Annotated in this window: 22 protein-coding genes; 6 read left to right on the forward strand and 16 right to left on the reverse strand. The window is 49.0% G+C overall.

Annotation, left to right across the window (positions count from 1 at the left end; translation table 11 throughout):
- Positions 1-396: 396 nt before the first annotated feature.
- From NTE_RS13935 to NTE_RS13970, 8 genes are all read right to left on the reverse strand, one after another.
- On the reverse strand, positions 397-1,587 hold the full coding sequence (locus NTE_RS13935) for a hypothetical protein (RefSeq protein ID WP_148701567.1): 1,191 nt from the start codon (positions 1,585-1,587) through the stop codon (positions 397-399).
- 1,137 nt (positions 1,588-2,724) lie between these two features.
- Complete coding sequence (locus NTE_RS13940) at positions 2,725-3,213, reverse strand: hypothetical protein (protein WP_148701568.1); 489 nt, start codon at positions 3,211-3,213, stop codon at positions 2,725-2,727.
- 347 nt (positions 3,214-3,560) lie between these two features.
- Positions 3,561-3,962, reverse strand: a complete 402-nt coding sequence (locus NTE_RS16785) for a DNA primase (protein ID WP_158385603.1) — start codon at positions 3,960-3,962, stop codon at positions 3,561-3,563.
- Positions 3,963-4,177: 215 nt separating this feature from the next.
- Positions 4,178-4,417, reverse strand: a complete 240-nt coding sequence (locus NTE_RS17645) for an ester cyclase (RefSeq protein WP_420835313.1) — start codon at positions 4,415-4,417, stop codon at positions 4,178-4,180.
- Positions 4,418-4,450: 33 nt separating this feature from the next.
- Entirely contained in the window at positions 4,451-5,536 is a 1,086-nt protein-coding gene (locus NTE_RS16985) for a hypothetical protein (protein WP_193354078.1), read from the reverse strand.
- A gap of 298 nt (positions 5,537-5,834) precedes the next feature.
- Positions 5,835-6,293 (reverse strand): hypothetical protein, encoded by a 459-nt coding sequence (locus NTE_RS13960; RefSeq protein ID WP_148701570.1) that lies wholly within the window; start codon positions 6,291-6,293, stop codon positions 5,835-5,837.
- Positions 6,294-6,682: 389 nt separating this feature from the next.
- Positions 6,683-7,639, reverse strand: a complete 957-nt coding sequence (locus tag NTE_RS13965; RefSeq protein ID WP_148701571.1) for a hypothetical protein — start codon at positions 7,637-7,639, stop codon at positions 6,683-6,685.
- A 441-nt stretch (positions 7,640-8,080) separates the two neighbouring features.
- Positions 8,081-8,521, reverse strand: coding sequence for a hypothetical protein (locus tag NTE_RS13970; protein ID WP_148701572.1), 441 nt, complete (start codon positions 8,519-8,521; stop codon positions 8,081-8,083).
- Positions 8,522-8,743: 222 nt separating this feature from the next.
- On the opposite strand from NTE_RS13970, the gene NTE_RS13975 reads away from it, so the two are divergent.
- The 3 genes from NTE_RS13975 to NTE_RS13985 all read left to right on the forward strand — a co-directional run bounded on the left by NTE_RS13975 (position 8,744) and on the right by NTE_RS13985 (position 9,977).
- Positions 8,744-9,274: a hypothetical protein gene (locus NTE_RS13975; protein WP_148701573.1), complete on the forward strand. Its 531-nt coding sequence runs from the start codon at positions 8,744-8,746 to the stop codon at positions 9,272-9,274.
- A gap of 120 nt (positions 9,275-9,394) precedes the next feature.
- Positions 9,395-9,694: a hypothetical protein gene (locus NTE_RS13980; protein WP_148701574.1), complete on the forward strand. Its 300-nt coding sequence runs from the start codon at positions 9,395-9,397 to the stop codon at positions 9,692-9,694.
- Complete coding sequence (locus tag NTE_RS13985; RefSeq protein WP_148701575.1) at positions 9,684-9,977, forward strand: hypothetical protein; 294 nt, start codon at positions 9,684-9,686, stop codon at positions 9,975-9,977. Before NTE_RS13980 ends, NTE_RS13985 begins: the two co-directional genes overlap by 11 nt.
- 299 nt (positions 9,978-10,276) lie before the next feature.
- Here NTE_RS13985 and NTE_RS13990 read toward each other — a convergent pair whose 3' ends face one another.
- The 6 genes from NTE_RS13990 to NTE_RS14015 form a co-directional block, all read right to left on the reverse strand.
- Positions 10,277-10,876 (reverse strand): NADPH-dependent FMN reductase, encoded by a 600-nt coding sequence (locus NTE_RS13990; protein ID WP_148701576.1) that lies wholly within the window; start codon positions 10,874-10,876, stop codon positions 10,277-10,279.
- Positions 10,877-10,908: 32 nt separating this feature from the next.
- Positions 10,909-12,297 (reverse strand): glucosidase family protein, encoded by a 1,389-nt coding sequence (locus NTE_RS13995; RefSeq protein WP_226987035.1) that lies wholly within the window; start codon positions 12,295-12,297, stop codon positions 10,909-10,911.
- A 373-nt stretch (positions 12,298-12,670) separates the two neighbouring features.
- On the reverse strand, positions 12,671-12,886 hold the full coding sequence (locus tag NTE_RS14000) for a dodecin family protein (protein WP_148701577.1): 216 nt from the start codon (positions 12,884-12,886) through the stop codon (positions 12,671-12,673).
- A gap of 74 nt (positions 12,887-12,960) precedes the next feature.
- On the reverse strand, positions 12,961-14,244 hold the full coding sequence (locus NTE_RS14005) for a glycosyltransferase (protein WP_148701578.1): 1,284 nt from the start codon (positions 14,242-14,244) through the stop codon (positions 12,961-12,963).
- Between the two features lie 336 nt (positions 14,245-14,580).
- A complete protein-coding gene (locus NTE_RS14010) occupies positions 14,581-15,921 on the reverse strand; it encodes a substrate-binding domain-containing protein (RefSeq protein WP_148701579.1) in 1,341 nt (446 codons plus the stop codon).
- Between the two features lie 68 nt (positions 15,922-15,989).
- Positions 15,990-16,517 carry a hypothetical protein gene (locus NTE_RS14015; protein WP_148701580.1) on the reverse strand — a complete coding sequence of 176 codons (528 nt, stop codon included), beginning with the start codon at positions 16,515-16,517 and terminating at the stop codon, positions 15,990-15,992.
- Positions 16,518-16,666: 149 nt separating this feature from the next.
- Here NTE_RS14015 and NTE_RS14020 point away from each other — a divergent pair, with 149 nt between their 5' ends.
- Both NTE_RS14020 and NTE_RS14025 read left to right on the forward strand, forming a co-directional pair.
- On the forward strand, positions 16,667-18,055 hold the full coding sequence (locus tag NTE_RS14020) for a glycosyltransferase family 2 protein (RefSeq protein ID WP_148701581.1): 1,389 nt from the start codon (positions 16,667-16,669) through the stop codon (positions 18,053-18,055).
- 45 nt (positions 18,056-18,100) lie between these two features.
- Positions 18,101-18,328 carry a hypothetical protein gene (locus NTE_RS14025; RefSeq protein WP_148701582.1) on the forward strand — a complete coding sequence of 76 codons (228 nt, stop codon included), beginning with the start codon at positions 18,101-18,103 and terminating at the stop codon, positions 18,326-18,328.
- A gap of 11 nt (positions 18,329-18,339) precedes the next feature.
- Here the strand turns inward: NTE_RS14025 and NTE_RS14030 are convergent, their stop codons facing one another.
- Positions 18,340-19,044, reverse strand: a complete 705-nt coding sequence (locus NTE_RS14030) for a DNA alkylation repair protein (protein WP_148701583.1) — start codon at positions 19,042-19,044, stop codon at positions 18,340-18,342.
- 5 nt (positions 19,045-19,049) lie between these two features.
- Positions 19,050-19,268 (reverse strand): DUF167 domain-containing protein, encoded by a 219-nt coding sequence (locus tag NTE_RS14035; protein WP_158385605.1) that lies wholly within the window; start codon positions 19,266-19,268, stop codon positions 19,050-19,052.
- 122 nt (positions 19,269-19,390) lie between these two features.
- Here NTE_RS14035 and NTE_RS14040 point away from each other — a divergent pair, with 122 nt between their 5' ends.
- Complete coding sequence (locus NTE_RS14040; protein ID WP_158385607.1) at positions 19,391-20,527, forward strand: CAP domain-containing protein; 1,137 nt, start codon at positions 19,391-19,393, stop codon at positions 20,525-20,527.
- Positions 20,528-20,652 lie beyond the last annotated feature (125 nt).

Consider the following 20,652-nt stretch of genomic DNA (forward strand, 5'->3'; position numbering starts at 1 on the left):
TCTGGCACGAGGCTTTGAATAACTATTTGCGCGCCATGTCCAGCTGCCAAGATAAGGATGTCTATGCAAAGGCAGAATGCTAAATGCAGCTGGCTCGCCCCTGCTAAAAAGCGAGAACCTACAATAGACAGTGCCTTGCCCTACCCGCCCCGGGCGGGGCTGGCCGGTAGGGTAGTTTTATGGGGGTATTTGCTGTTTACACTTGCTCAGGCATGAATGAGTGCATATGCCTGATACTTGATATCTCATAGGGCACAATAATGACTTTGTGACCATTATCTGCCTCCTACAAGATATCTTGCCTCATTCCGGATTAACAGTCGGCGAAATTTTGTCAGCGCAGATATACCGAAGCAAGAATCTCGCTTTCTGCTCGATAAAGCTGCTGCTAGTCCTTTAGTATCCTCCTTCAAAGTCCTCGCTGAACGTCAGGTCTTCGCACTTGTAGAAGGCGTTCTTGTACTCATAGTATACAGAGCCTTGGTAGTATTCGTCGCACTGGTACTCGTTGCCGTCCTCGTCAAAGTAGAACCGGCCTTCGTCGTCGTATTCATGATCCTTGAAGGGGTGGTCGAAGAAGATTAGCACATTGCCGTCATGGTGTTCGTAGTCAAAGTGCACGAAAAAGTCTGCACCCACAAAGTCCTTGAAGTAAAAGTGGTAGATGATTATCTTTACATTTTCATAGTAGGTAAAATCGTGCTTGTACTTGAAGAACTTTTTGTGATGGCTGCTGTAGTGCTCCCCTACGCGACCATCGTCATCATCGGCTTGGGCTCCTTCGTTGTCATGATGCTTGTACTTGTAATATTTTGGCCCCTGGTAATCCTTGCTGTCATCGTACAGCTTTCTCTCGGGCTTGTTATGGTTGCTTCCATCTTGTTTGCTATCGTCGTTGCCGCCATTGTTGCTAGAGTTCTGCGGTTTATTGTCATCATTGCTTCCGCTGCCCTTGTCGCTGTTGTTCTCCAGCGGCGAGGTCGCGGTGGTGTTGTTATTATTATCTTTATTCTCCGGAGTCGTCGCGGTGGTGCCGTTGTTCTCCGGCGGGACAGTAGTTATCGTGTTGTTCTCTCCGGAATTCGTCGCGGTGGTGCCGTTTTCTGACGGGTTATTATTCGTCATGCTGTCGTTGGGAGCTGTCACAGTGTCGTCATTATTCTCTGGAGCAGTGGCGGTGGTGCCGTTATTCCCTTCAGGCGCTGCCGTTGTATCATCACTTTCTGATGGAGCAACCGTTGCATTGTCGTTGTCGCCGGTGTCATTGTTTGCAGCACCGGAAAGGTCTGGAGTCGCAGCAGCCGTCTGATTTTCATTGTTTGCAATCGAAGGGTCAGAGGTTGGAGCTTGGTCGGGGGTAGTTGGACTCGTATCGTTGTTGTTGGCTACAGGAGGATTGTCGTTATCATTGTCGCCACCGCCGTCACCTTGTTCGCCTCCAGCATCTACAGGAGGCGAGGTAATTGTCCCGTTCCCGGGATCGGCTGCAAACGTGGAAACTGGCATAAATGCGTATGCCGCAAGTGCAACGCCAACTATCAATATCGAAAGCGCCAGCGTCATGCTGTTCCTTGTTGTACTTGACATCAGCTCGCAAACAGATTCTTTGCTTTAAAGCCTTGAGCAGAATCCCTACATAAATTAACTATAAAGTGCAATTCTATTATTAAATCCTGCACAGTTTTACATATTCTATATTTTTGTAGCTGGATTATTGAATTGTAACATTGTCCCGTAATCTGTGAACATGACCAATCGTTTTCAATGAACCTGCGACATCGTATAAAGAGCAGAGGCGTGGACCAGACGGTCAGGTATTATTGGTACGCGTATGCTAGAGGCACATCTACTCAAGGCTTACGGTCTTGACTTGCGGCAGAGGGCAGAGCTGTGAGAGCTAACGACAGGCTAGTTTTTAGAGTTCAAAAAGCAAGCACGGATTGTTTCAAGACGAGCAGAGAATAAAAGACTCGAAGCAACCCAGGATGGGGAGGAAATGTGCCTTTTGGCAGAGTAGGATGATTTTATACCTATATGCCTCTTGCAGAGGAGTTACATCTTGATGCATTCCTTTTTTGGGAGATGATGTATTGACTAATATTTGTGAGGATATTTGGTGTAGAGCAAGGTTTAACTAGCATTCGACTCCTAGGCTAGAATGTCAGGCGGCGACAGTCAGTAGGCATGGACGATTTGATCGCGTCACGCGGGGTATATGTTGTATGTATACGTAGCTTGCTCAGGCAAGAAGAGCTGTCGTTCACGTCTGACATTTCTACACAATAGATTTTTCTCTTCTCAATATTCATGCGCCGGGAATTGGCCTAGTAACGCATGAAAAAACGCCAGATATAGCAGCGATAAGTCGCGGATCATACCAGGAGAAAAAGTTCCTGACAGAGAAGCCACCGATAATTGCAGATCGGGCCTTTGCCAGTTCAAAAAACAGGTGCGCCGAGCCTCGCAATTTTTAATAATAGCATAGTCTAACAAGTTTCATCAGGCGTATGCAAGCATCCGCGCCTGAGCAAGTTCACGCAGCATATACCCAAAAACATGTACGCAACCAAATTGTCCCTGCCCTCAAGCCATGAAAGAGGGCAGGGGCTTGCGTACTGAATGACCCGATCATTTCAAACTCTGCTATTCGGTCAAGAAGCAAGGGAAAGGATAAGCTGTAAAGAGAAAGAGAAAAAAAGATGGGACGAGCGTCAGTCCCGCGTCTCAGTAAGATGATTTGTCATTAGAGTTGGAGTACTCTCCTTCATCATCTTCGCCTTCAGAGTCTTCGCTGTCATTGCTGTCGCCCCCAGTCGTAGTAGTACATTCACAGTCGCCGCTGATGCTGCTACCGTTCGCCTCTGCTGCAGCTATTGCTCCTTCTCCGGTATCTCCACTTTCATCCTCAGTTACTTTAGTCGTGAGCGTTGTCTTTGTGCCCACGATTTCCTTCTTTGTTATCTGCTTGTGAACATCTGTAGTGGTAGTCTTTGTCTTGACGTGCTCGAACGTTTGGGTATCTACGTTGTCACCGCCACTGTCATTGTTGGTACTTTCTGCACCGCCACTACCGCTACTGTTGTTGTCTTCACCTTCACTTTCCCCATAGCCGCCGGCAAATGCCATGGACGGCACGACCGCGAAAGACGCTATTGCGACACCTACTATCCACAAAGATAGCAATGTCACCTTGTTTTCTCTTATTTTGGACATCGGGCTCATTCTTAGCAATAATAATTTTAATGGGTTTGGAAACAACTTTTGAGAAATTTTCAATAGAGTCCGCCAATAGTGATATTTTGCTTCGACAGCTGTGGAAAAAAGTAAATCATCTAATTATTGACAGATTGATCGAACAACTCGCCAAAATTGTCCTACACCAGATTCCTAATGCAGGACAGTATCACAATGAACATCGCATCATCCGGTAAGATGATGTTTTGCGCCAAGTCGGAATAAGAAGAAAAAAGAAAAGGGGAGATAACTTGAAAAAGTTATCAGCCCCAATCGTTTGTTTTCGATTTTAGGCGATAGTAGTTGTTGTAGTAGCTATTGTCGCCTTAGTCGTACTTCCAGTAGTAGTGGTCGTAAGAGTAGTCGTCATCTTCTTCATCGTCGTCGCAGTCGTCATCGTCATCTTCGTCTTCATCATCGTCGTCGTAGTACTTGGAGTGAGACCAGTCACTGTCATAGCTTGACCAGTAGTAGTCATCGCCGTTGTCGTCGTCATCCTCATCATCATCGTCATCGTCGCCGCATTCGTCGTCATCTTCGTCATTGTGGTAGTATTTGTAGTAGTAGTGATGATACGATCCATTGTCGTCGTCATCCTCATCATCGTAGTACGATGATGCAAATACTGCCGTCGGTGCTGCAAACGTCGATGCTACTGCTGCGAGGCTCAAAGCCAGTAAGGCCAGAACCACGATTCTGTTTCCTGTGAGTTTGTTTTGACTTGACATCGGATACAGGCTTCTCATTAATTATTTTAAGCATTGAGAAAATTGCCTCTGTCTAAAATTTATTAACATTTGATCTGCTATCAGTTACAACGACAATTGCAAAACTTTTCCTGCGACACTGTGTTCGTCAAGGCTTGTGTTGCAGAATAATACAGCTTACGCAAGCTGCGGACGTTTTTCGCTTGTTGCTCAGAGCATGTTTTTTCAAGTCATGATCAAGGCGGCGCGCCAATCGGACCCGTCATTCCCATTAAATCATAAAACAATCTCTCTTCTGTAATCTTGCCGCCTTTCCAATGGGCAACAGTGCAAAACTCTATGCGAAACTTTTTGTTGGGAGGTTGAATCATCCTTCCGCCAAATCCTTTCATTTCGCCTTTGAATGTCCCGGCGAAATCCGGTAATTTTTGAGGAGTCGCACATCCTGCAAGTGAAATATAGAAAAAAGAAAAAATGGAGAGAGGAAAGAAAGAGAAAGAGCCTCTCTCTCAGTATCCTCCTTCTTCAAAGTCCTCGCTGAACGTCAGGTCGTCGCACTTGTAGAAGGCACCGTCATAGTCGTAGTAGACGCTTCCCATGTAAAAGTCGTCACACTGGTACTCGTTGCCGTCCTCGTCGTAGTAGAACTTGCCTTCTTCATCCCATTGGTGATCTTCAAAGTGCTGGTCGTAGAACTTGAAGACCTTTGTGCTTTCGTTGCCGTCATAGTCCTCTGTGTCAAAGTGCACAAAGAACGCGCCTGCGTCATAGTCCTTGTAGTAGTGGTTGTGTATGATGATCTTTATGTTGTTGTAGTAGCTGTCGTCGTGGTGATACCGGAATTTTTTCTTCCAGTGCGCGCTGTAGTGGTATCCGTCATCGTCGTCGTCATTGAACTTCTCCTTGTACTTGAAGTGCTTTGGACCATAGTATTTGTCATCGTTATCGTCGTAGTTTCTCTTGTACTTTCTGTCATAGTGGTCGTCATCATCCTCTTCGTTGTCATTGCTGTAGTGCTTCTTCTTGTCTCCATGGTCTTTATCATTGTCATCGTCGTCATAGTTGTTCTTCCACTGCTTTTTGTATCCGTAGTCGCTGTCATCGCTGTTCTTCCAGTGCTTCTCGTCTCCTTTGCTGCTGTTGTCGTCATTGTCATCATTGTCGCTGTCATAGTTGTTATTCCACTGCTTCTTGTCACTGTGGTCAGCGTCGCTGTCGCCGCCGTCGCCGCCATTTCCACCGTTACCGCCATTGCCTCCGTTTCCACCGTTACCGATGAGTAGTCCCCCATCACCGCCGTCTCCGCCATTACCGCCATTGCCTCCATTACCGCCATCGCCGGAACCGGAACTGTCGCCGCCGTCTCCCCCGTCGCCTCCATCGCCTCCGTTTCCACCGTCGCCACCATTACCGACAACTTCGTTCAATAATCCGCCATTTCCTCCATTGCCTCCGTCGCCGCCATTTCCACCGTTCCCACCGTCTCCGGCGGCAAACGCGTTGGCAGGTGCGCCAAAGGCGTATGATGCTATCGCGGCACCAACTATCAACATTGATAGGAATGCCGTTTTGTTTTTGATGATGCTATTCGACATCTTGCGTTAGCATGATGTCAATGCTTTAAAGCATTGAGAAGTCAGAACTCATAATGTGATTATAACCCTTAATTCTAGAGAGAAACCTTAGTTCTCTATGCAGAATATCCAGCATATACGATAGAATACATTTTGAATAGAGCGCAAGTAATGACATTTGGCATCATTGCTGCGTTACAGCAATCGGCAAAGTTATGACTGGTCAGACAAAGCCTTTGATTGCAGCTTTAGGATTGCAAACGGAATGTGCAGATGCTCATAGATGATAATAAAAAATGTCTTGATGCTGTAAAGAGAGCTAGTCTCCGTCCTCGCCGTCCTCTCCATCTTCGCCATCCTCGCCATCTTGGCCTTTCATGGTACTCATCAAGGCTTGCTCGTCGCTAACGATAAAGTGGCCAAAGTCGTCGCACTTGAACAGGCTTTCATTGATCTGATAATAGATGGTGCCGTTGTACACCTTGTCGCACGGCAGCTCGGTTCCTTCTGAATCAAAGTATGAGAGCGCAGTTTCGTTCCATTTGTGTTGGGGGTCGTGCTTGTCAAAGAACTTTAGTTCTTCGGAAGCAGCTCCGGGCGCAACGGTAACAGTCTTGTTGCCGCTGGAACTGGCACTACTCTTGCTGGCTTGGCCTTCTTCTCCGGATACAGGAGTTAGAGCTGCAAAGGGAGATGATGATAACAATAATGACGACACGCATACAACGCTGACTATAACAAATGATGACACCATCACCATCATCTTTTTGTGTATCATGGGATCAAAGGCAAATCAGTTCCCTACGACTTAAGCATTGAGAAGAATGACTTGAGAATTCTTCAACAGAATTTTGAATAATTAATTTTCAATAGATCTTGAAATAGTCAAGATTCTGTCTCAGCACTTGTTGAAATAAGAAGAAGAAAGAATAGCACATGTGTGTATGTGCATTTGCCGAACATGCTATTTGACGTGGTACAAAAGGATGCAAAAACACGCACACCTGTCAAGATAAGAAAGAAAAGGAATAGGAGATGGTAATAATTATCTCCTCTGTTCAGAGGAGCAGTTCTGGATTTTGTATGTAGCCTGTTTGCTTTGTCGGTTGCTGTGACACATATTTTCCTTGTCAGACAGTAATTGTATCGTGTAAGAGCATGAAATCATCATGGCCAGTGGTGATGGCGTTGACGATGTTCTTTTTGTCCGTCATCATCACAGTTGCAATCGCAATCATTGTTTCTTCCATTTGATATGTCGTCATGGTCGGCCGGTATTGGAGGCGATATGAAGATCACATCTCCATTGCCTGCATCAACAAACACAATGTTGACGGTGTTGAACTGTACGTTGGCTACGACAACGGTAAAGACAAGGAAGTTGTTTACTACGCTTAGGTGACTATCGATCACTTCTCCTTTATCAAAGTGAGCCTTTGCTGCTTCCTCTGCTCCACTGCGTTTGATCTTCAAATTAGCTTCCGAAAAGTCTGAGGCTTTCTGATTGTTGTTGACTTTGACTGTTCCAACGATCTGTTGTGTCACCTGCGCGTTGTTGACGTTAGTATTGTTGTTGATGATGTTATTGGTGTTAGTATTGTTATTTTCTGATGGAGCAGTAAGAGTGTTGTTGTCATTGCTACCCTCTGGAGGCGCAGTCATTGTGTTGTTCTCCGACGGAGTAGTGAGAGTGTTATTTTCCTCAGGGGCATTCATTGCATTGCCTTCAGGAGTTGTCGCGGTGTTGTTATTTTCTGACGAACCGTTTAGCCCATTATCTTCTTCTGGAGTAGTAGTGGTATTGTTGCTCTCTTCCGGAGTTGCCATTGTGTCATTTTCTGATGGAGCAATCATTGCATTGTTGCCAGTATTTTCATTGGTTGTGGTGCTGTTGTCTTCTAGGGGAGCTGTCGAAGTGTTGTCACCATTATCATTTTCTGAAGGAGCTGTCATGGTGTTATTCTCCGATGGGGCGGTCGCATCATTGTCGTCATTGTTTTCCTGACCGGTTGTATCCTGTGCCAAAACACGCGGCATGACGATTGTAAAGGATGCAACCGTCAAGATAGCAACCAGAAAGACAGGAATTAGAAACTTGTTCTTGTTTCCCGTTAGGTTTGACATTACCTAAAGATCGCAGCCATCATTATAATGACTTGAGGAAAAACTATCAATAATGAGCTTAGTTTGAAAATTCAAATATAAAAATGCCGAAAAAATCTATTTCTAACAAGGCGCCTCTATGAGAATTATCTTTATTAGATTTCCGGTCAGCAGCCATACCAACAAGAATTGCCAAGGTTGGAACTGCAAACTTTCCCTTCCAATTCACAGAAGATGCGCTAGATATAACATCGTGCGATATTTTGGACCATTGCTCGCAGAGCCGACAGAGTTAGATGTTTTTACGCGTAGAATATTTTTAACAGAGTCAACTTGCCATCACAGGTACGACATCTGACCGGCATCATCACAGTCATTCTACGCAGTAGTACGAGCAGCTGCAGGGTCAGGGCCAAAGTCAAATGCCGCTGCCACCATAAGATGCGACTTGGAAAAAATATGTCATCCACATTTTTCATCATCAGAACCGTCGGGATGTCTTTCCAATAATCTGTCCAAGCGATAGACAAAATCTCTCAATTCCTCGATAGACAATCCCATCTTTCTAAATTCACCTACATTTATCCCGCGCTTTTGAAGCTCTTCATACAGCTCGTCTTCTTCGTCGGCATTTTCATGATATTTCATTCCAAGCGCCCAACTCCCTTGCATCAAATTGTCACGGTTGTTGCTGTCGTCGTCATCGTATTTTCTTGCATTCAATAGTTTTTTGCTGCCGTCTGCATAGACCCAAATGCACATTTGTACAAGCCTGCCCCAACTCATCAACAGAAGAGACACGCACACTTCACTGCGAGAAGGGGCGGTGGCTTTATTCGGGGTATATGCACGTTTTTTGTTACAAATCCTTGCTATAAGTAATGCGAGTACATTGTGTACCATGCACCTGCATTTGACATCAAAATCCAAATCTGGGAACAAAATATACATGCACGCCGATAGGCTATGCTGCATAATATTTTCACGCTTTATTCACATAGGGTTCAAATTCAATGCAAACTACATATTATTTTTTATTGTGTTACTTCTACGAAAAATAGGATATTAACATTAAACTTCCAAAAATAATAAAAGGCGGAGGGATCTGTTTGAGGTCAACTAGACTTGACCAACCCTACTGAAGCCGCCACATTCAGATTTGATAAAACAATGCTTGACCAGCTTAGGGTGGAGGCTGAACAAAAACAGATCAATCTCAACACATTGTTGAACCAGATTGTAAGATCTCACATTGAATGGCACGCAAATGCCGCGCGGGCAGGGTTTATCCCAATACGCAGGGGGGTGATCAAGAGGTTGTTTGACTTGTTGACCAAAGAGCAGATAGATGCGCTAGCGGCGGATGTCTCCAGAGGTTTGACGGATGAGACAATGATGATCATGACAAGCGAGCGTACGGAAGAGACGATTTACGAGCTCTTGGAGAGATGGATAAGAATTTCTGGCTTCAACTATCGCCACGAAATAAGCGAGGATGCCCGCATTTTTGTGATTCAGCACAACATGGGAGAGAATTGGTCTCATTACATAAGTCGGCTTATCGAGTATGCGGCATCAGAATTCACGGACATGAAACCTGAGACTCAGGTTACAGAAAACGCGCTTTTCATCAGGATTAGAAGGGTTCGGCACTAGCATAGTACACAACCAATATTTTCTTTTTTTTCAGTACATATGCACGCCCTAGCCTTTGTACAACCACCATCAGGCCAAAACTAGAAGGTGTTTAATATTTTGCCTTGCATAACTTTTTGCATGGCAGCAGACAAAGATGATGATGAAGATAATGATAGCAATAACATAATTGACATTTTGGATACGCCCGATGTGGCAGTCTGGGCCAAGGGGATCGGGAAGGGTGCAGGCGCACCCTCAGACAGGGTCAAAGAACCTTCAAAGATCGTTTCAATGATGCCTCACATCGTCAAAGCAACAACAAAAAAAGAAGGAAAAGGAGGAATGGAATTGATGATCGACCCGGCCAGCAAGAAAGACATGGCAAAAGTATCAGCAGAACATGCTTCTTTAACCGACGAGTCAGACTATGCCAGATAATAATAACAACAACAAAAAGACGGTAAAATTCCACGGCCAGGAAGTAGAGGACGTAGTCGTGCTTTATCTGCAGCAAGTGCGCGACAAGCCGGGTACAACTGCCATTGAGGAATTTGACGCAGAAAGGGACCCGCAGGTTTGCGAGACCATCAACGTTCAGGTTGTGTCAGAGTTTGTAACAATTACATTCTACAAAGATGAAAAAGCCAATTCCATCGTACGGCGAGAGCTTATCCCCACGTACAGGGTGGAACACATCTGGGTCAGGGATTTGCAGATCTAACGAGCAAAAAGACACCTGGCAAAATTTTTCAGGGCAAAAGGGTTTTTACGTATCTTGCGTATTATCACATTTCCCCTTCTTCTTCCTCTTCTTCGTCAAGGTCAAATTGCTCGGCATCCTGCAGCTCGTCGTTTTCCTCTTTCATTTCCTCCCTTTCAGCTTCTTTGTTGCTGCTCATATATAGCGTAGAGACGCAGAGCAAGTAATTACGCAATTCGGAAGATGATGCTGCAAATTTGCAGTACAAGTTTTTTCAAGACTTTTTTTGTTGTTGTTGTTGCCTTTCATTACCCTCTCCTCTATGCTGCCGCAAGCTTGTTTTGCATTTGCCTGAGTCTGGCGGTCCAGCTGACAAGAGCCGACATGAGCTCCCTTATCCTTTCCCGCGTCTCGTCGTCGACCAGATTTCCCTGCGCGTCAAATTTGCGTGCAGCGTTTGCGATCATTACCTCCGGCCTGTTAAGGGCGTACATGTTGAGAAAGACAAACATCTGCCTCAAGTGGTATTGCGCGCGAGCCGTGCCGAGCATTCCCACGGAAGCGCCCATTATGGCTGCCGGCTTGCCCTCCCACGCACTGTCGCCGTGCGGCCTTGACCCCCAGTCAATAGCGTTCTTCAAGACACCAGAGACAGAATAGTTGTACTCGGGCGTGACAAAAAGGACGGCGTCAGCCGACCGCACCTTGCTTTTCAGCTCCGACACTGCTTGCGGCGGCTGCATTTCGATGTCTTGGTTAAAGGGCGGTATGCCATCAAGCTCGAAAATCTCTAGACGCGCATTGCCAGGAAGGAGCTTTTGCGCGGCCCTGAGCGCGGCGCGGTTGTACGAGCCTCTTCGGAGGCTGCCTGCTATCCCTAGTATTTTCACGCTGTTATTATTATAATTGTCATTATTCATATGAGACATTCTCTATGTACGCCGTCAAATTATTAATGAGTTAGACTGGGCTTGCCCATCTGGCCAAGTATGTCTGCGATTGCAATGCGTATTGCAGAGATGCCGGTGCGGAAAGGATGAGCGCCCGAGCCCGTATTTGTGACGGGATTTACCCACTCGTAAAATGCCCGTTTGTTTGACTGGCAGTCGTTTGAGGCAAGCATGGAAAGAAGCTCATGGCACTCGTGCACTCTTGAAAACCTGCTTCTTGCAAGCATCTCTATGCCAGTCGTCCACGGCCAGAAGGTATGGTTGTGGTACTGGTTTGGATTTAGGATCCAAGGGCCAGTCCTTTCCAGCGCCGACTCTGTCACGAGCGGCCACTTGTCCTTCCAGATCCGGGCCCGAAGGGTGTCAAGGGCACGCCCTGCCCGGCTGCCAAATTCCGGCCTAGCCTTTTCGTCCTGCGCAGGCTCTTCCCTTATCTGTCCGCTGCCAAGTATGTCCTGCGTGGTGTTTTCTGTGACTGCCACCAGGTATAGGGCGATGTCCTGCGTCAGCGTCCCGTGCTGTCCGTCGCCGTCGCCACCGCTGTCCTGCAAATAGTCAATATACACGCCGTCCTTTTCTGACCACAGCCTGCTTTCTACGGCCTTTATCGTCCTGTAGGCCATCGACATTGCCCTCTTTGCCTCGTCTTTTCTGTCAAGCTCCAAAAGAAGCGAGGAGAGGTTGCTCAGCGCAAGTATCCAGCAGGCCTGGCTATACACGATTTTTCCCGAGCGCAGGACGGTGTCCATCCAGTCTTCGTTGTGACCCTGCTCGAGCAGGCCGTCGCCGTCAATGTCTCTGGACGCAAGATAGTCCATTGCCATGAGCATCCTTGGCACGACGTATTCCATCACAATGGAAGGCGAAGAGACAAGCGAAGACATTTTCAATTCAATGTTTCCATGCGACGGCGAGGAAGGAGCAGGAATGACCATGCCAGATTTCAAATAGACGTTAAAGATCCACGCAGTAGTGGATATCATGAGCGCCGTCGAGTCAATGTCAGGATTTCTCCCATAGATCTCTGAAAAGCCGCGGAATATCGTAGAAGGCAGGGCGCCTTCAAACTTTTTGTGGGTTTCCGGATCTGCCACCTGCGAGATGTACCGCATTTCTGGCGATCCCCGGCCATAGATCACCTTTTCGCCGCCAGCCGTCACCTGGTGCGACCAGATGAACAGCAGTTCATGCATAACGTCTTCAAAACGGCCCGACAGGAACCAGTCCTTCAATATGTAAGAGGCATCACGGCACCATACTGCCTTGTAATAGCCACCGGGGTTCACCCCTTCCTGCACAAACTGTTCCGTAGATTCTACAAACGCGCCAGCGTTGGCAGAAAACGAATGCCACAGGCCATCAACAGGGGGAGGAACCGTTACATCGCCCATATAGAAGGTATTTCTCCCTTACCGGGTTGTAAACCCTTTTGTGTGCGAGACACCAATAAATTATTAGTATTGCCAGGAAAAGATAGTGAATATAGATGCTTTGCCTGCAAGCGGAGGTTCGAATCGCTTGGAGATATGCAGAAGCATATCGTAATAGATCACCTACAAAAGGGCGATTTCATAAAGAAAATCAGCAGAAGCAGCAGCAAAAAAGGAGAAGTCCAAGCAGCCTAGGCTGTTGCGGCAGGCCTCTACTATTTTTTTAGTTGAAATCTTGCTTTGAGTATATGGGGATAAGAATATCATATGCGCGCGTGTGTGCATGTACATATGCTGTTAACTCTAATTATTTGCAGTACGTACATACGTGTTGTCAAGAACCCGGGCCGTCTTCAACCTCGAACGCTACCTTCATGCTGACCCTGTATTCCACTATCTTTTCGTTTTGAATTTCTGCCTTCCAACCAAGCACGTCGATGCCTTTTACGTTGCGGATCGTCTTGGTGGCTCGCTCCAGCCCATTGTTGACCGCATCCTCCCAGCTGGTCGGCGAGGTTGCGAGTATTTCTGTCACCCGGATGACCGACATGCACCGTAAATACACCCGAAAATATTAAAGACTTACAACAACAAAAATGTACAGTGCAGCAGAAAAAAGAAAAACTAGGCCAGGCTGGACCTTCTGCCGGCGGCTGGCGCCATGCGCCGCTCACAGGGCGCGGTGGCAGTCGCAAGCTGCCTCTCGGTTATGAATTCCGAAAACCGGCTTGTGTACGCCTGCATAGAAAATCTTTTGACCGAGTCGCTTATTGCCAGCCGCTCTTTGTCTGAAGCCTGCAATGCTGCCTGGATCATGTCGGCCGCCTCTTCAAGTGAGTGAAACTGGTATTTCTGTGGCACAAACTCTACGAGTCCACCCGTGGCCGGCACGATAGGCACGAGGCCGGCGGCCATCGCTTCTACCACCGAGATCCCAAAGGGCTCTTCCGGCATTGGGTGGAAATAGGCCTTGGATTTTTGCATCAGAGACCAGAGCTCGCCAAGCTCCACGTTGGGCCTGATGGCGACATAGTCTGACAGCCCATAGTGTTCGGCCATGCCCGCAAGTTGCTCATGGTATCTGCGGCTACAACTGTCATCGGATACCAGATTGCCGGCTATGATCATCTTGTTCCCTATCCCGCGCTGCTTCAGGATGCGGGCAAGCTCTATTGCATTTTCCAGCTTTTTCGAAGGATGTATCCGGGACACAACCAGCACAAGGTCCGCCCTTGACGGCGAGAGGAGCGCGGCCTGGCGCAGCTCGTCCACGCACACAGGAGGTGCAATGATGGTCGGCTCGCTTGCCATCCTGTGCACGCCAGTTGTCATTGCGTTGATTATTGCCTGGCTGCTGAATTTTGAATTGGTGACCACAATCGAGTTTCTCAGCATGAGGAAATAGTATTCCAAAAAGCTACGCCAGAACAAGGCGCTGTCTGCCATTCTCATGACGTCTTTATCCAGCAGGCACAGGTCGACTAGGCTTTGCAGGTAGTCGAGATTACGGCACGCCGCATAGCTTGCCACGACTGGAAAATGGCAGTAGGTTATGCAGGTTTTGCTTGAAAAAGACGGAAGAAAATACGGCAGTATGTCGCCGTGCGTGTTCACTATCATATCGTATTCCAGGATGGCGCTGTCGGCACTTGGGCGGCAGGTTAGCGTGCCTGTCTGCCAGTCAAGCTCTATTGGAAGCCTGCCAAGCGGCTTTACGTTGACATGGTCGAATATCCGACGAGCCTTGCCGCCAAATGCCTTTTCGATCCTTTTGAGGTCTGGAGCCTTTGCTACTGTCAGTTCCACCTGCATTTCCATCTCAAGGAGCGACTGCAAAGTGGCAATAGCCAGCTGCTCGGCGCCGCCGCAGGGGTTCAGGTCTGCATGTATCACGTTTGCCTTCTTCATTTTTTTCCATCACCATCGTCAAGAAGCTCCCTGCTTGCATTATCAGGATGATGGCACCATTGCGGCGCTTTTTTTAGGCGCCACGGCGCCTTCCATTCTTGCTACACTGCCACGATGCTTGCGAGCAGCAGGAGCTGCTGCAAGTGGCAAAACAACAATGGAAGACGTCGCAACATTATCTCCGATAAAATATTCTATCATAGGGTTTATGACGTTGAAATAATATTAACGAGTCTCGCCTCATGAAAGGGACGGCGCGTCTCTTAAAACGTTGCGGAAATATACAAGATTATCCAGTAACAACTTTCCCTAACCCGGAAGATGCCTCAGCTTTTTTCAGGAAGGAGCTTCTTGCTTGACAGAAGCAGGCGGCCCTTCGGTTTTTACGCCAAGCACCCTGTCTGCAAAGGCCTTCAGGTCATTGTTTTGCTCATAAATGGAAGGATATTGCATGTCCTGGAGTATCTGCTGGCCCTCGCTTCCGACAATCCACTGCATAAAGTCGATGATTGCCGCGTCCCTGCCGGCTAGCGCGGTTTCATTGGCGGTGGCGCCAGGGGCAGCTGCATTGGGGTCTGAAAATACGCCATAGTAGAACCCTACCACAGGGTACGAGCCGTTTCCAAGCTGCCCGATGGAAACAGTAGGAGGAGGAGGGACAAGCGCTGGCGACGGGTTTTCAGAGCCCGTGCCGTTGACCATTGCAGGGTTGACCGCTACTATCGTGCCGTTGCGTACGGCCGCGCCTATCGAGTCGGCCGACGGCATGAGGTACTGCCCGTCAGAATTCTGGAGAGACGCGTACGTCATTCTGGTCTGGACGGCAAAGGCAAAGTCGACGTACCCTATCGAATAGGGCGTCTGCCGCACCATCGCAGCAAGGCTGTTTGCAGAATCCGCCACCAGGCTTGACTCGGGCCAAGCGATAGCGCTGCTGTTGTTTGAGGCAGAAGAGGAGGCAAGGTACCGGGCAAGCATGTCAGAAGCGCTTGCCGCAGGACCCTCGTGCACGACGACTATTTGCTCGTGCGGCAGGCTTGTGCCCGGGTTGAGCGACTTGATGCGAGGGTCGTCCCAGTACGTGGCATTTCCGCTCACCACCGCATAGAGCGTGGACGGGTCAAACCTCAATCCCGACGGCACGTCCGGAAGCGCAGGTATGTTGTAGACCACCGCCACTGCCTGCGCGCTGACCGGCAGGAACACCGAGCCGGCGTACGTAAAGTTATCTTTCGCTGCAGCCGGCCGGCTTGCGATGGCAAGGTCTGCCGAGTAGTCTGCAAGGAAAGAAGAGACGTTTGAATAAAGCAGCGGAATGCGGGCGTCGTCTACGCGGTCAGAATATGTTACTTTAACGTTGCCCAGATTTTTCTCGCTGTTGTACTGGGCGACCCACTTGTCCACAAACGGTAGCGCAGAGGGCGACGACAGAGCGCTGATGGGGGTTTTTTCAACCGGGCCTTGGGCAGGTCCCCCTCCTCCGGCTGTCTCATTGATTCCCACGCCCGGCGGGGTGGACACGGTCTGGTTGCGGTCCGGGCCTCCTCGCGTACCATCATTATTATTGTTTGGAGAAAAGAATGTCATGGCAAGAATTATTGATGCCGCTGCGGCGACTGCCGCAACAATAATAATAATGACAACGACCAGTGCGGCGCGCTTTTTTCTTCTGCTCATCGTCCGGCGGTATAAAACACATGCAAAATTATTAACGGGTTTGGTTTTTGATGGTAGAGGATGCCTCTCTATTTATCATTCACAGATTCTTTCATTTTGCGCATGCTGCGGATGGTCAAATAGTACAGGAACGACGCGGAAAAAAGCGCGACAGGATACCACCACACTATGCCGTAAAATGAAAGGTGAAGCGGAGTCATCACGTCCTTGGGCCATTCCCCAAAAAGCACCCAGTAGAACAGGTCCTCAAGCCAGATAAAGTTCAGGATGTTGCCCGTGCCCCACAATAGCGCCTGTTTTTTCACAGTCCGCGTGGACGCAAAAAACAGTATGTCAAAGAACGGGTTGAAAGATATGAGGACTGCGAGTATGAACATCAGCACGTGGTAAAAGAAGATCTGGCCAACTATGTGCACGCTCAGCGGATGCACCAGGATGCTTATCCCAAGCGAGCTTGTGAGCAGCGTGTGCTCTATCACGCCATAAACCATGGCAAAGATAAAAGTCGAAGCTGCCGAGGTCACGTGTATCGTCCTCATGGCAAACTGCCTTCCAAATACGTCCATGTTGAACATGTCTTGCGGCTTGTCCTTCATACGATACCATCCCTTTTATCTCTGCTAGCTTTAGGGTCATTTTCTTACGTAAAATTTTCTCAAGTGTTTTACCTGTATTAATAGTCCAGAGAACCTTTCTAGAGATTAGCCCGCATGACTGTTTTAAATGATGAGATCTTAGACTAGGCGTGTTTGATAATCCTTTCATCATCGTCGCCATGTTTTTCTGGTTTTCGTACGTCCCCATCGCGGCGATGTCACTGTACAGAGTAGTCCGGAACCGAAACCTGTTTGTTGAAAAGCTGGCGTTTGCAGAAAAAAACGTAAAGCGCGTGCGCAGCGACGCCGCTATAATATTTCAGATAACGACCCGCTCGGCCACAAAGACGCACGTGGTGAGGCGCGGCATACAGTCGATAATCGACTCTGCAAAAAAGACAGAGTATCGCAATTTCCACATCTCGATAGTGACTGACGACCCTGACGACATCAGGACGCTAGAAGGAGTCAACTGCGAAGTGGTCGTGGTGAACAAGAACTTCAAGACAAACGCGATACGAAAGGGCAGGGCGCTCCAGTACGCCGTGGAGCACCGCAGGCGCATCGGCATGAACACGTCCAAGCACTGGATATTCCACATGGACGACGAAAGCTATGTCACCACCCAGACAATAGTCGCGCTTTTAAAGTCCATAGAAAGCGGAAAGGAGGTTGCCTCAGAGGGCCCGATATTTTACCCGCTAAAGTTTGAGGCTGCAAACAGGCTTACCGCCATTGCAGAGTCCATCCGGCCCTTTGCGTGCTACGACTGCGTTTCGCAGATGACAAACCCACCCCCGCTCCACATGCACGGAAGCAACCTGCTCATAAGGTCGGACATCGAAGACACGATAGAGTGGAAATTCGGGCCGACGCTTGCCGAGGACCAGATGTTTGGCTACAAGGTTTACGAAAAGTACGGGCCCGGCTCAATGGGCTGGCACGGAGGCATGCTTCTTGAGCAGCCCCCGCTCAACATCAAGGACCACTTTTTCCAGAGGCGCAGATGGGTGCTCGGCACGCTCCAGAACCTCCAGAACTTTCCCCGGTGGCACAGGTACAAGCTGATGTACAAGTCGGTAACGTACTTTCTTGGCTTTGCATCCGCGGTGGCTTCGACTGCCATAATGCTGTACAGCTCCATCCCCACACTGATCCCCACGCTGTTGAACTATAACACCATAGGCTACTACGACTTCATGTCGCTTCCAGACAAGCTGCCAAGCATCTTTTTCAACTCGATCTTTGACGCAGTGACAAAGGGCAGCATGCTGGAGCTTAGCGCAAGCACCATCCTGCTCTTTACGTCCATCGTGTGGCTAGGCTCGTACCAGCTGGGGCTCTTTTTGAACCTGAAATATTCAAAGATAGAATGGAGAAAGAGGGTGATGTTCCACCTGCAGACGCTGCTTGTGTGTCCAATCATAGGCCTGGTCGAGACCTTCCCGGCATTCTGGGCCATGATTGAGTACAACCTCAAGAAAAAAGACCCGGCTCAAAAGACCAAGGTTTACGACTTTTACGTCGTAAACAAGTGAGAGAAGGAGACACGATAAATATAGTGCAAGGCAGAAACCTAGTGCGTGAGCGGCAAGGAAGAAGAAAGGCAGGATGAGCTTCGCAACCTCTTGCAGGTCGTGTCTGACAAGGGGCTCAGGGTCCTTTCAATTGCAGAGCTTGACAGGCTACGCATACTCTTGGCGGCAAAGGACTACAGCAAAAACAAAAAAGCCGACAGGTCGCGCAAAAAACTCTTGAAAAAGATAAACGCCGAGATGTTTGACAGGCACTCGCCGCGCCGGTTCTTTTGAGGATTTTGTTATCAAACAGTGCCTTGCATGTAGGCGCGCCTTTTTTCCTCTGAAAAGCGCTCTATCGCATAGCGCAGCGCAGTACGGGGCATCTTTTTGTAGTGTTTTTGCAGGAATTCTTCTTCTGCGGCAAGATCGCGCTTGCCCACCTCCCGGAGCATCCATCCAACTGCCTTGTGCATCAGGTCGTGCGAATCTCCAAGGAGCATTTCCGATATTTTCAGCGTGTCGGCAAAGTCATTTTTCCGGATAAACACGTGCGTCGAAATGATAGAGACGCGCCTTTCCCACAGCACCTTTGATCTTGCAAGCTTGTACAAGAGCGAGCGCTCTTTGTCAATCAAGAACGTGCCAAGGATCGCCGGCGCAGTCAGGTCAACAAGGTCCCAGTTGTTCACCCATGCAAGGTTTTCAAGATAAAACTTGGCAATCCCTTCGGGGTCGCCCCGGTAATTTTGCACCAGTATCAAGAGCGCCACAAGGCGCTCTTCGTGGATTCGTGAATGCAAGAGCGTTCTTACGTCTGCAAGCGAAATTCCTGCGGCGGCATATTTTCTGGCGACCTGCCTTGACGCAGGAACCATGATTCCCATAAAGACGTCGCCCTGCCCGTACTGGCCGGGGCCGGTCTTGAAGAACTTTTGCAAAACTCTGGCCTTGACAGGGTTGGCAAGCGCCTGCATCTCGAGCCTTAGCATGTCAACAAGCGTCGTCATTTGAATTATGCAGCAACCTCCACTATCTTTTTCCTCGATGCAAGGCCGGAGAGTATTCGCACGTCCTGCTCTGAAACGCCAAAATGCTCTGCAAGCCTCCTGACAAGCTCGCGGTTTGCCCTGCCGCGTTCTGGCTGCGACTTTATCGACACGGTTATTTCATCGCCTGCCACTTCCAGCCTGCCATCCGCTGAAAAGCGCACGGTGACACGGTATTTTTTCAAGCGCCAATTCCTGTTGTTCTGGCTCGCTAATATGCTTGTAGAAGGATGTTACATAAAGCATTATACGGCAAAACTGTGACTTTTGCAGCGATAGCGATACGACAGACTCGTGGATAGAATGCGTGTGCGGCGCCCGGTACGGCGCGAACCTTCCAGCATGTCCAAACTGCGGCGCGCCAAACGCCTTCTATGGCGAGAAAAAGAGAGGCGGCGGCAATAAAGCAGGCATCATTGCCGCGATCGTCATTGCAGCCATTGCGGTAATATTCATCGCTCCCCAATTCATCGAGGATCTTGCTGGCGGCGGCAATAACAACAATAGCGCAGGCAGCGACGACGACAACCCAGTCAGCAGAGCCATAAAGATACTGCAGCCGCAGGCTACCAAGCCGGAAAAGGTGCCGCAGGAAGAGCTTGTCGCGCACGTCCTTGCCGCGATAAACAGCGACCGCAAGAAATTCGGCCTGGAGCCGGTCAAGCTGGACAACAGCAACCAGGCCGCGCAGTTGCACGCAGAAGACGTTTTCAGGACAAAGCAGATCTCGCACTGGACGTCGTCAGGGGAAAAGCCCTACATGACCTATACGCGGCTTGGAGGAGAAGGAAGCGTGCACCAGAACGTCGCCATCGCCGGCTTTGGGCCTGACGAATACGACAGGTGCGTCTCCACCATCATCCTCTGCGAGCGCATAGACCCCATATCCACCATCGACGAGCTGGAGAAGGAGATGATGTACAACGACAAAGAGTGCTGCGACAACGGTCACAGGGACAACATACTTGACAGGGACCACACACACGTGAGCATCGGAATAGTGTACGACGAATACTACCTTGCGCTGGTGCAGAACTTTGAGGCAGATTACGGGCTGTTTACAAGTGTCGAGGGAACCAAAGTCAGCATCGCCGGCCCCATGCCCGCAGGGGCCAAGTTCGACAACGTGGTGGTGTACTATGACAAGCTGCCAAGCAAGGAGGCGTACGACGCAAACAAGGAAAAGCTGTCGTACGACGCAGGCACGCTTGCCGCAACCGTGTTTGAACCGCTTCCAAGAGGCCTAAAGTACCAGCAGCCAGGCGACTACGTGGTGATAGAGGCAGGCAGGTGGCGTAACGGCAATGGCAACCTTGATGTCAGTTTTGACCTTGCGCCTGCAATGAAAGAGGACGGCGTCTATACAGTGTATGCCATGCTTGAGGACGCAGACGGAGAGCAGTTCTCCGCAACCTCGCACTCGATATTTGTAAAGGCGCAATAGAGAAACAACAACAGCAGGTGAAGGAAAGGCATTATCATGCAACGCCGCCTCGGGCCAAAGGCGCCCGGCGCGCGCATATTGCTCGCCTTCCGTTCGTCCGTGCTGAAACTCGCTGTTTTGTGTTA

The organism is Candidatus Nitrososphaera evergladensis SR1 (genome assembly GCF_000730285.1).
GTDB classification, from domain to species: Archaea; Thermoproteota; Nitrososphaeria; order Nitrososphaerales; family Nitrososphaeraceae; genus Nitrososphaera; species Nitrososphaera evergladensis.

Bases quoted from the DNA above. Each gene is read 5' to 3' on its own strand.
- NTE_RS14010 (WP_148701579.1), bottom strand. From the start codon at position 15,921: ATGAGCAGAAGAAAAAAGCGCGCCGCACTGGTCGTTGTCATTATTATT.
- NTE_RS16985 (WP_193354078.1), bottom strand. From the start codon at position 5,536: ATGTCGAATAGCATCATCAAAAACAAAACGGCATTCCTATCAATGTTG.
- NTE_RS13985 (WP_148701575.1), top strand. From the start codon at position 9,684: ATGCCAGATAATAATAACAACAACAAAAAGACGGTAAAATTCCACGGC.
- NTE_RS13990 (WP_148701576.1), bottom strand. From the start codon at position 10,876: ATGAATAATGACAATTATAATAATAACAGCGTGAAAATACTAGGGATA.
- NTE_RS14015 (WP_148701580.1), bottom strand. From the start codon at position 16,517: ATGAAGGACAAGCCGCAAGACATGTTCAACATGGACGTATTTGGAAGG.
- NTE_RS13980 (WP_148701574.1), top strand. From the start codon at position 9,395: ATGGCAGCAGACAAAGATGATGATGAAGATAATGATAGCAATAACATA.
- NTE_RS13935 (WP_148701567.1), bottom strand. From the start codon at position 1,587: ATGTCAAGTACAACAAGGAACAGCATGACGCTGGCGCTTTCGATATTG.
- NTE_RS13995 (WP_226987035.1), bottom strand. From the start codon at position 12,297: ATGGGCGATGTAACGGTTCCTCCCCCTGTTGATGGCCTGTGGCATTCG.
- NTE_RS13970 (WP_148701572.1), bottom strand. From the start codon at position 8,521: ATGGTACACAATGTACTCGCATTACTTATAGCAAGGATTTGTAACAAA.
- NTE_RS14030 (WP_148701583.1), bottom strand. From the start codon at position 19,044: ATGACGACGCTTGTTGACATGCTAAGGCTCGAGATGCAGGCGCTTGCC.
- NTE_RS16785 (WP_158385603.1), bottom strand. From the start codon at position 3,962: ATGTCAAGTCAAAACAAACTCACAGGAAACAGAATCGTGGTTCTGGCC.
- NTE_RS13960 (WP_148701570.1), bottom strand. From the start codon at position 6,293: ATGATACACAAAAAGATGATGGTGATGGTGTCATCATTTGTTATAGTC.
- NTE_RS13940 (WP_148701568.1), bottom strand. From the start codon at position 3,213: ATGTCCAAAATAAGAGAAAACAAGGTGACATTGCTATCTTTGTGGATA.
- NTE_RS14000 (WP_148701577.1), bottom strand. From the start codon at position 12,886: ATGTCGGTCATCCGGGTGACAGAAATACTCGCAACCTCGCCGACCAGC.
- NTE_RS13965 (WP_148701571.1), bottom strand. From the start codon at position 7,639: ATGTCAAACCTAACGGGAAACAAGAACAAGTTTCTAATTCCTGTCTTT.
- NTE_RS14005 (WP_148701578.1), bottom strand. From the start codon at position 14,244: ATGAAGAAGGCAAACGTGATACATGCAGACCTGAACCCCTGCGGCGGC.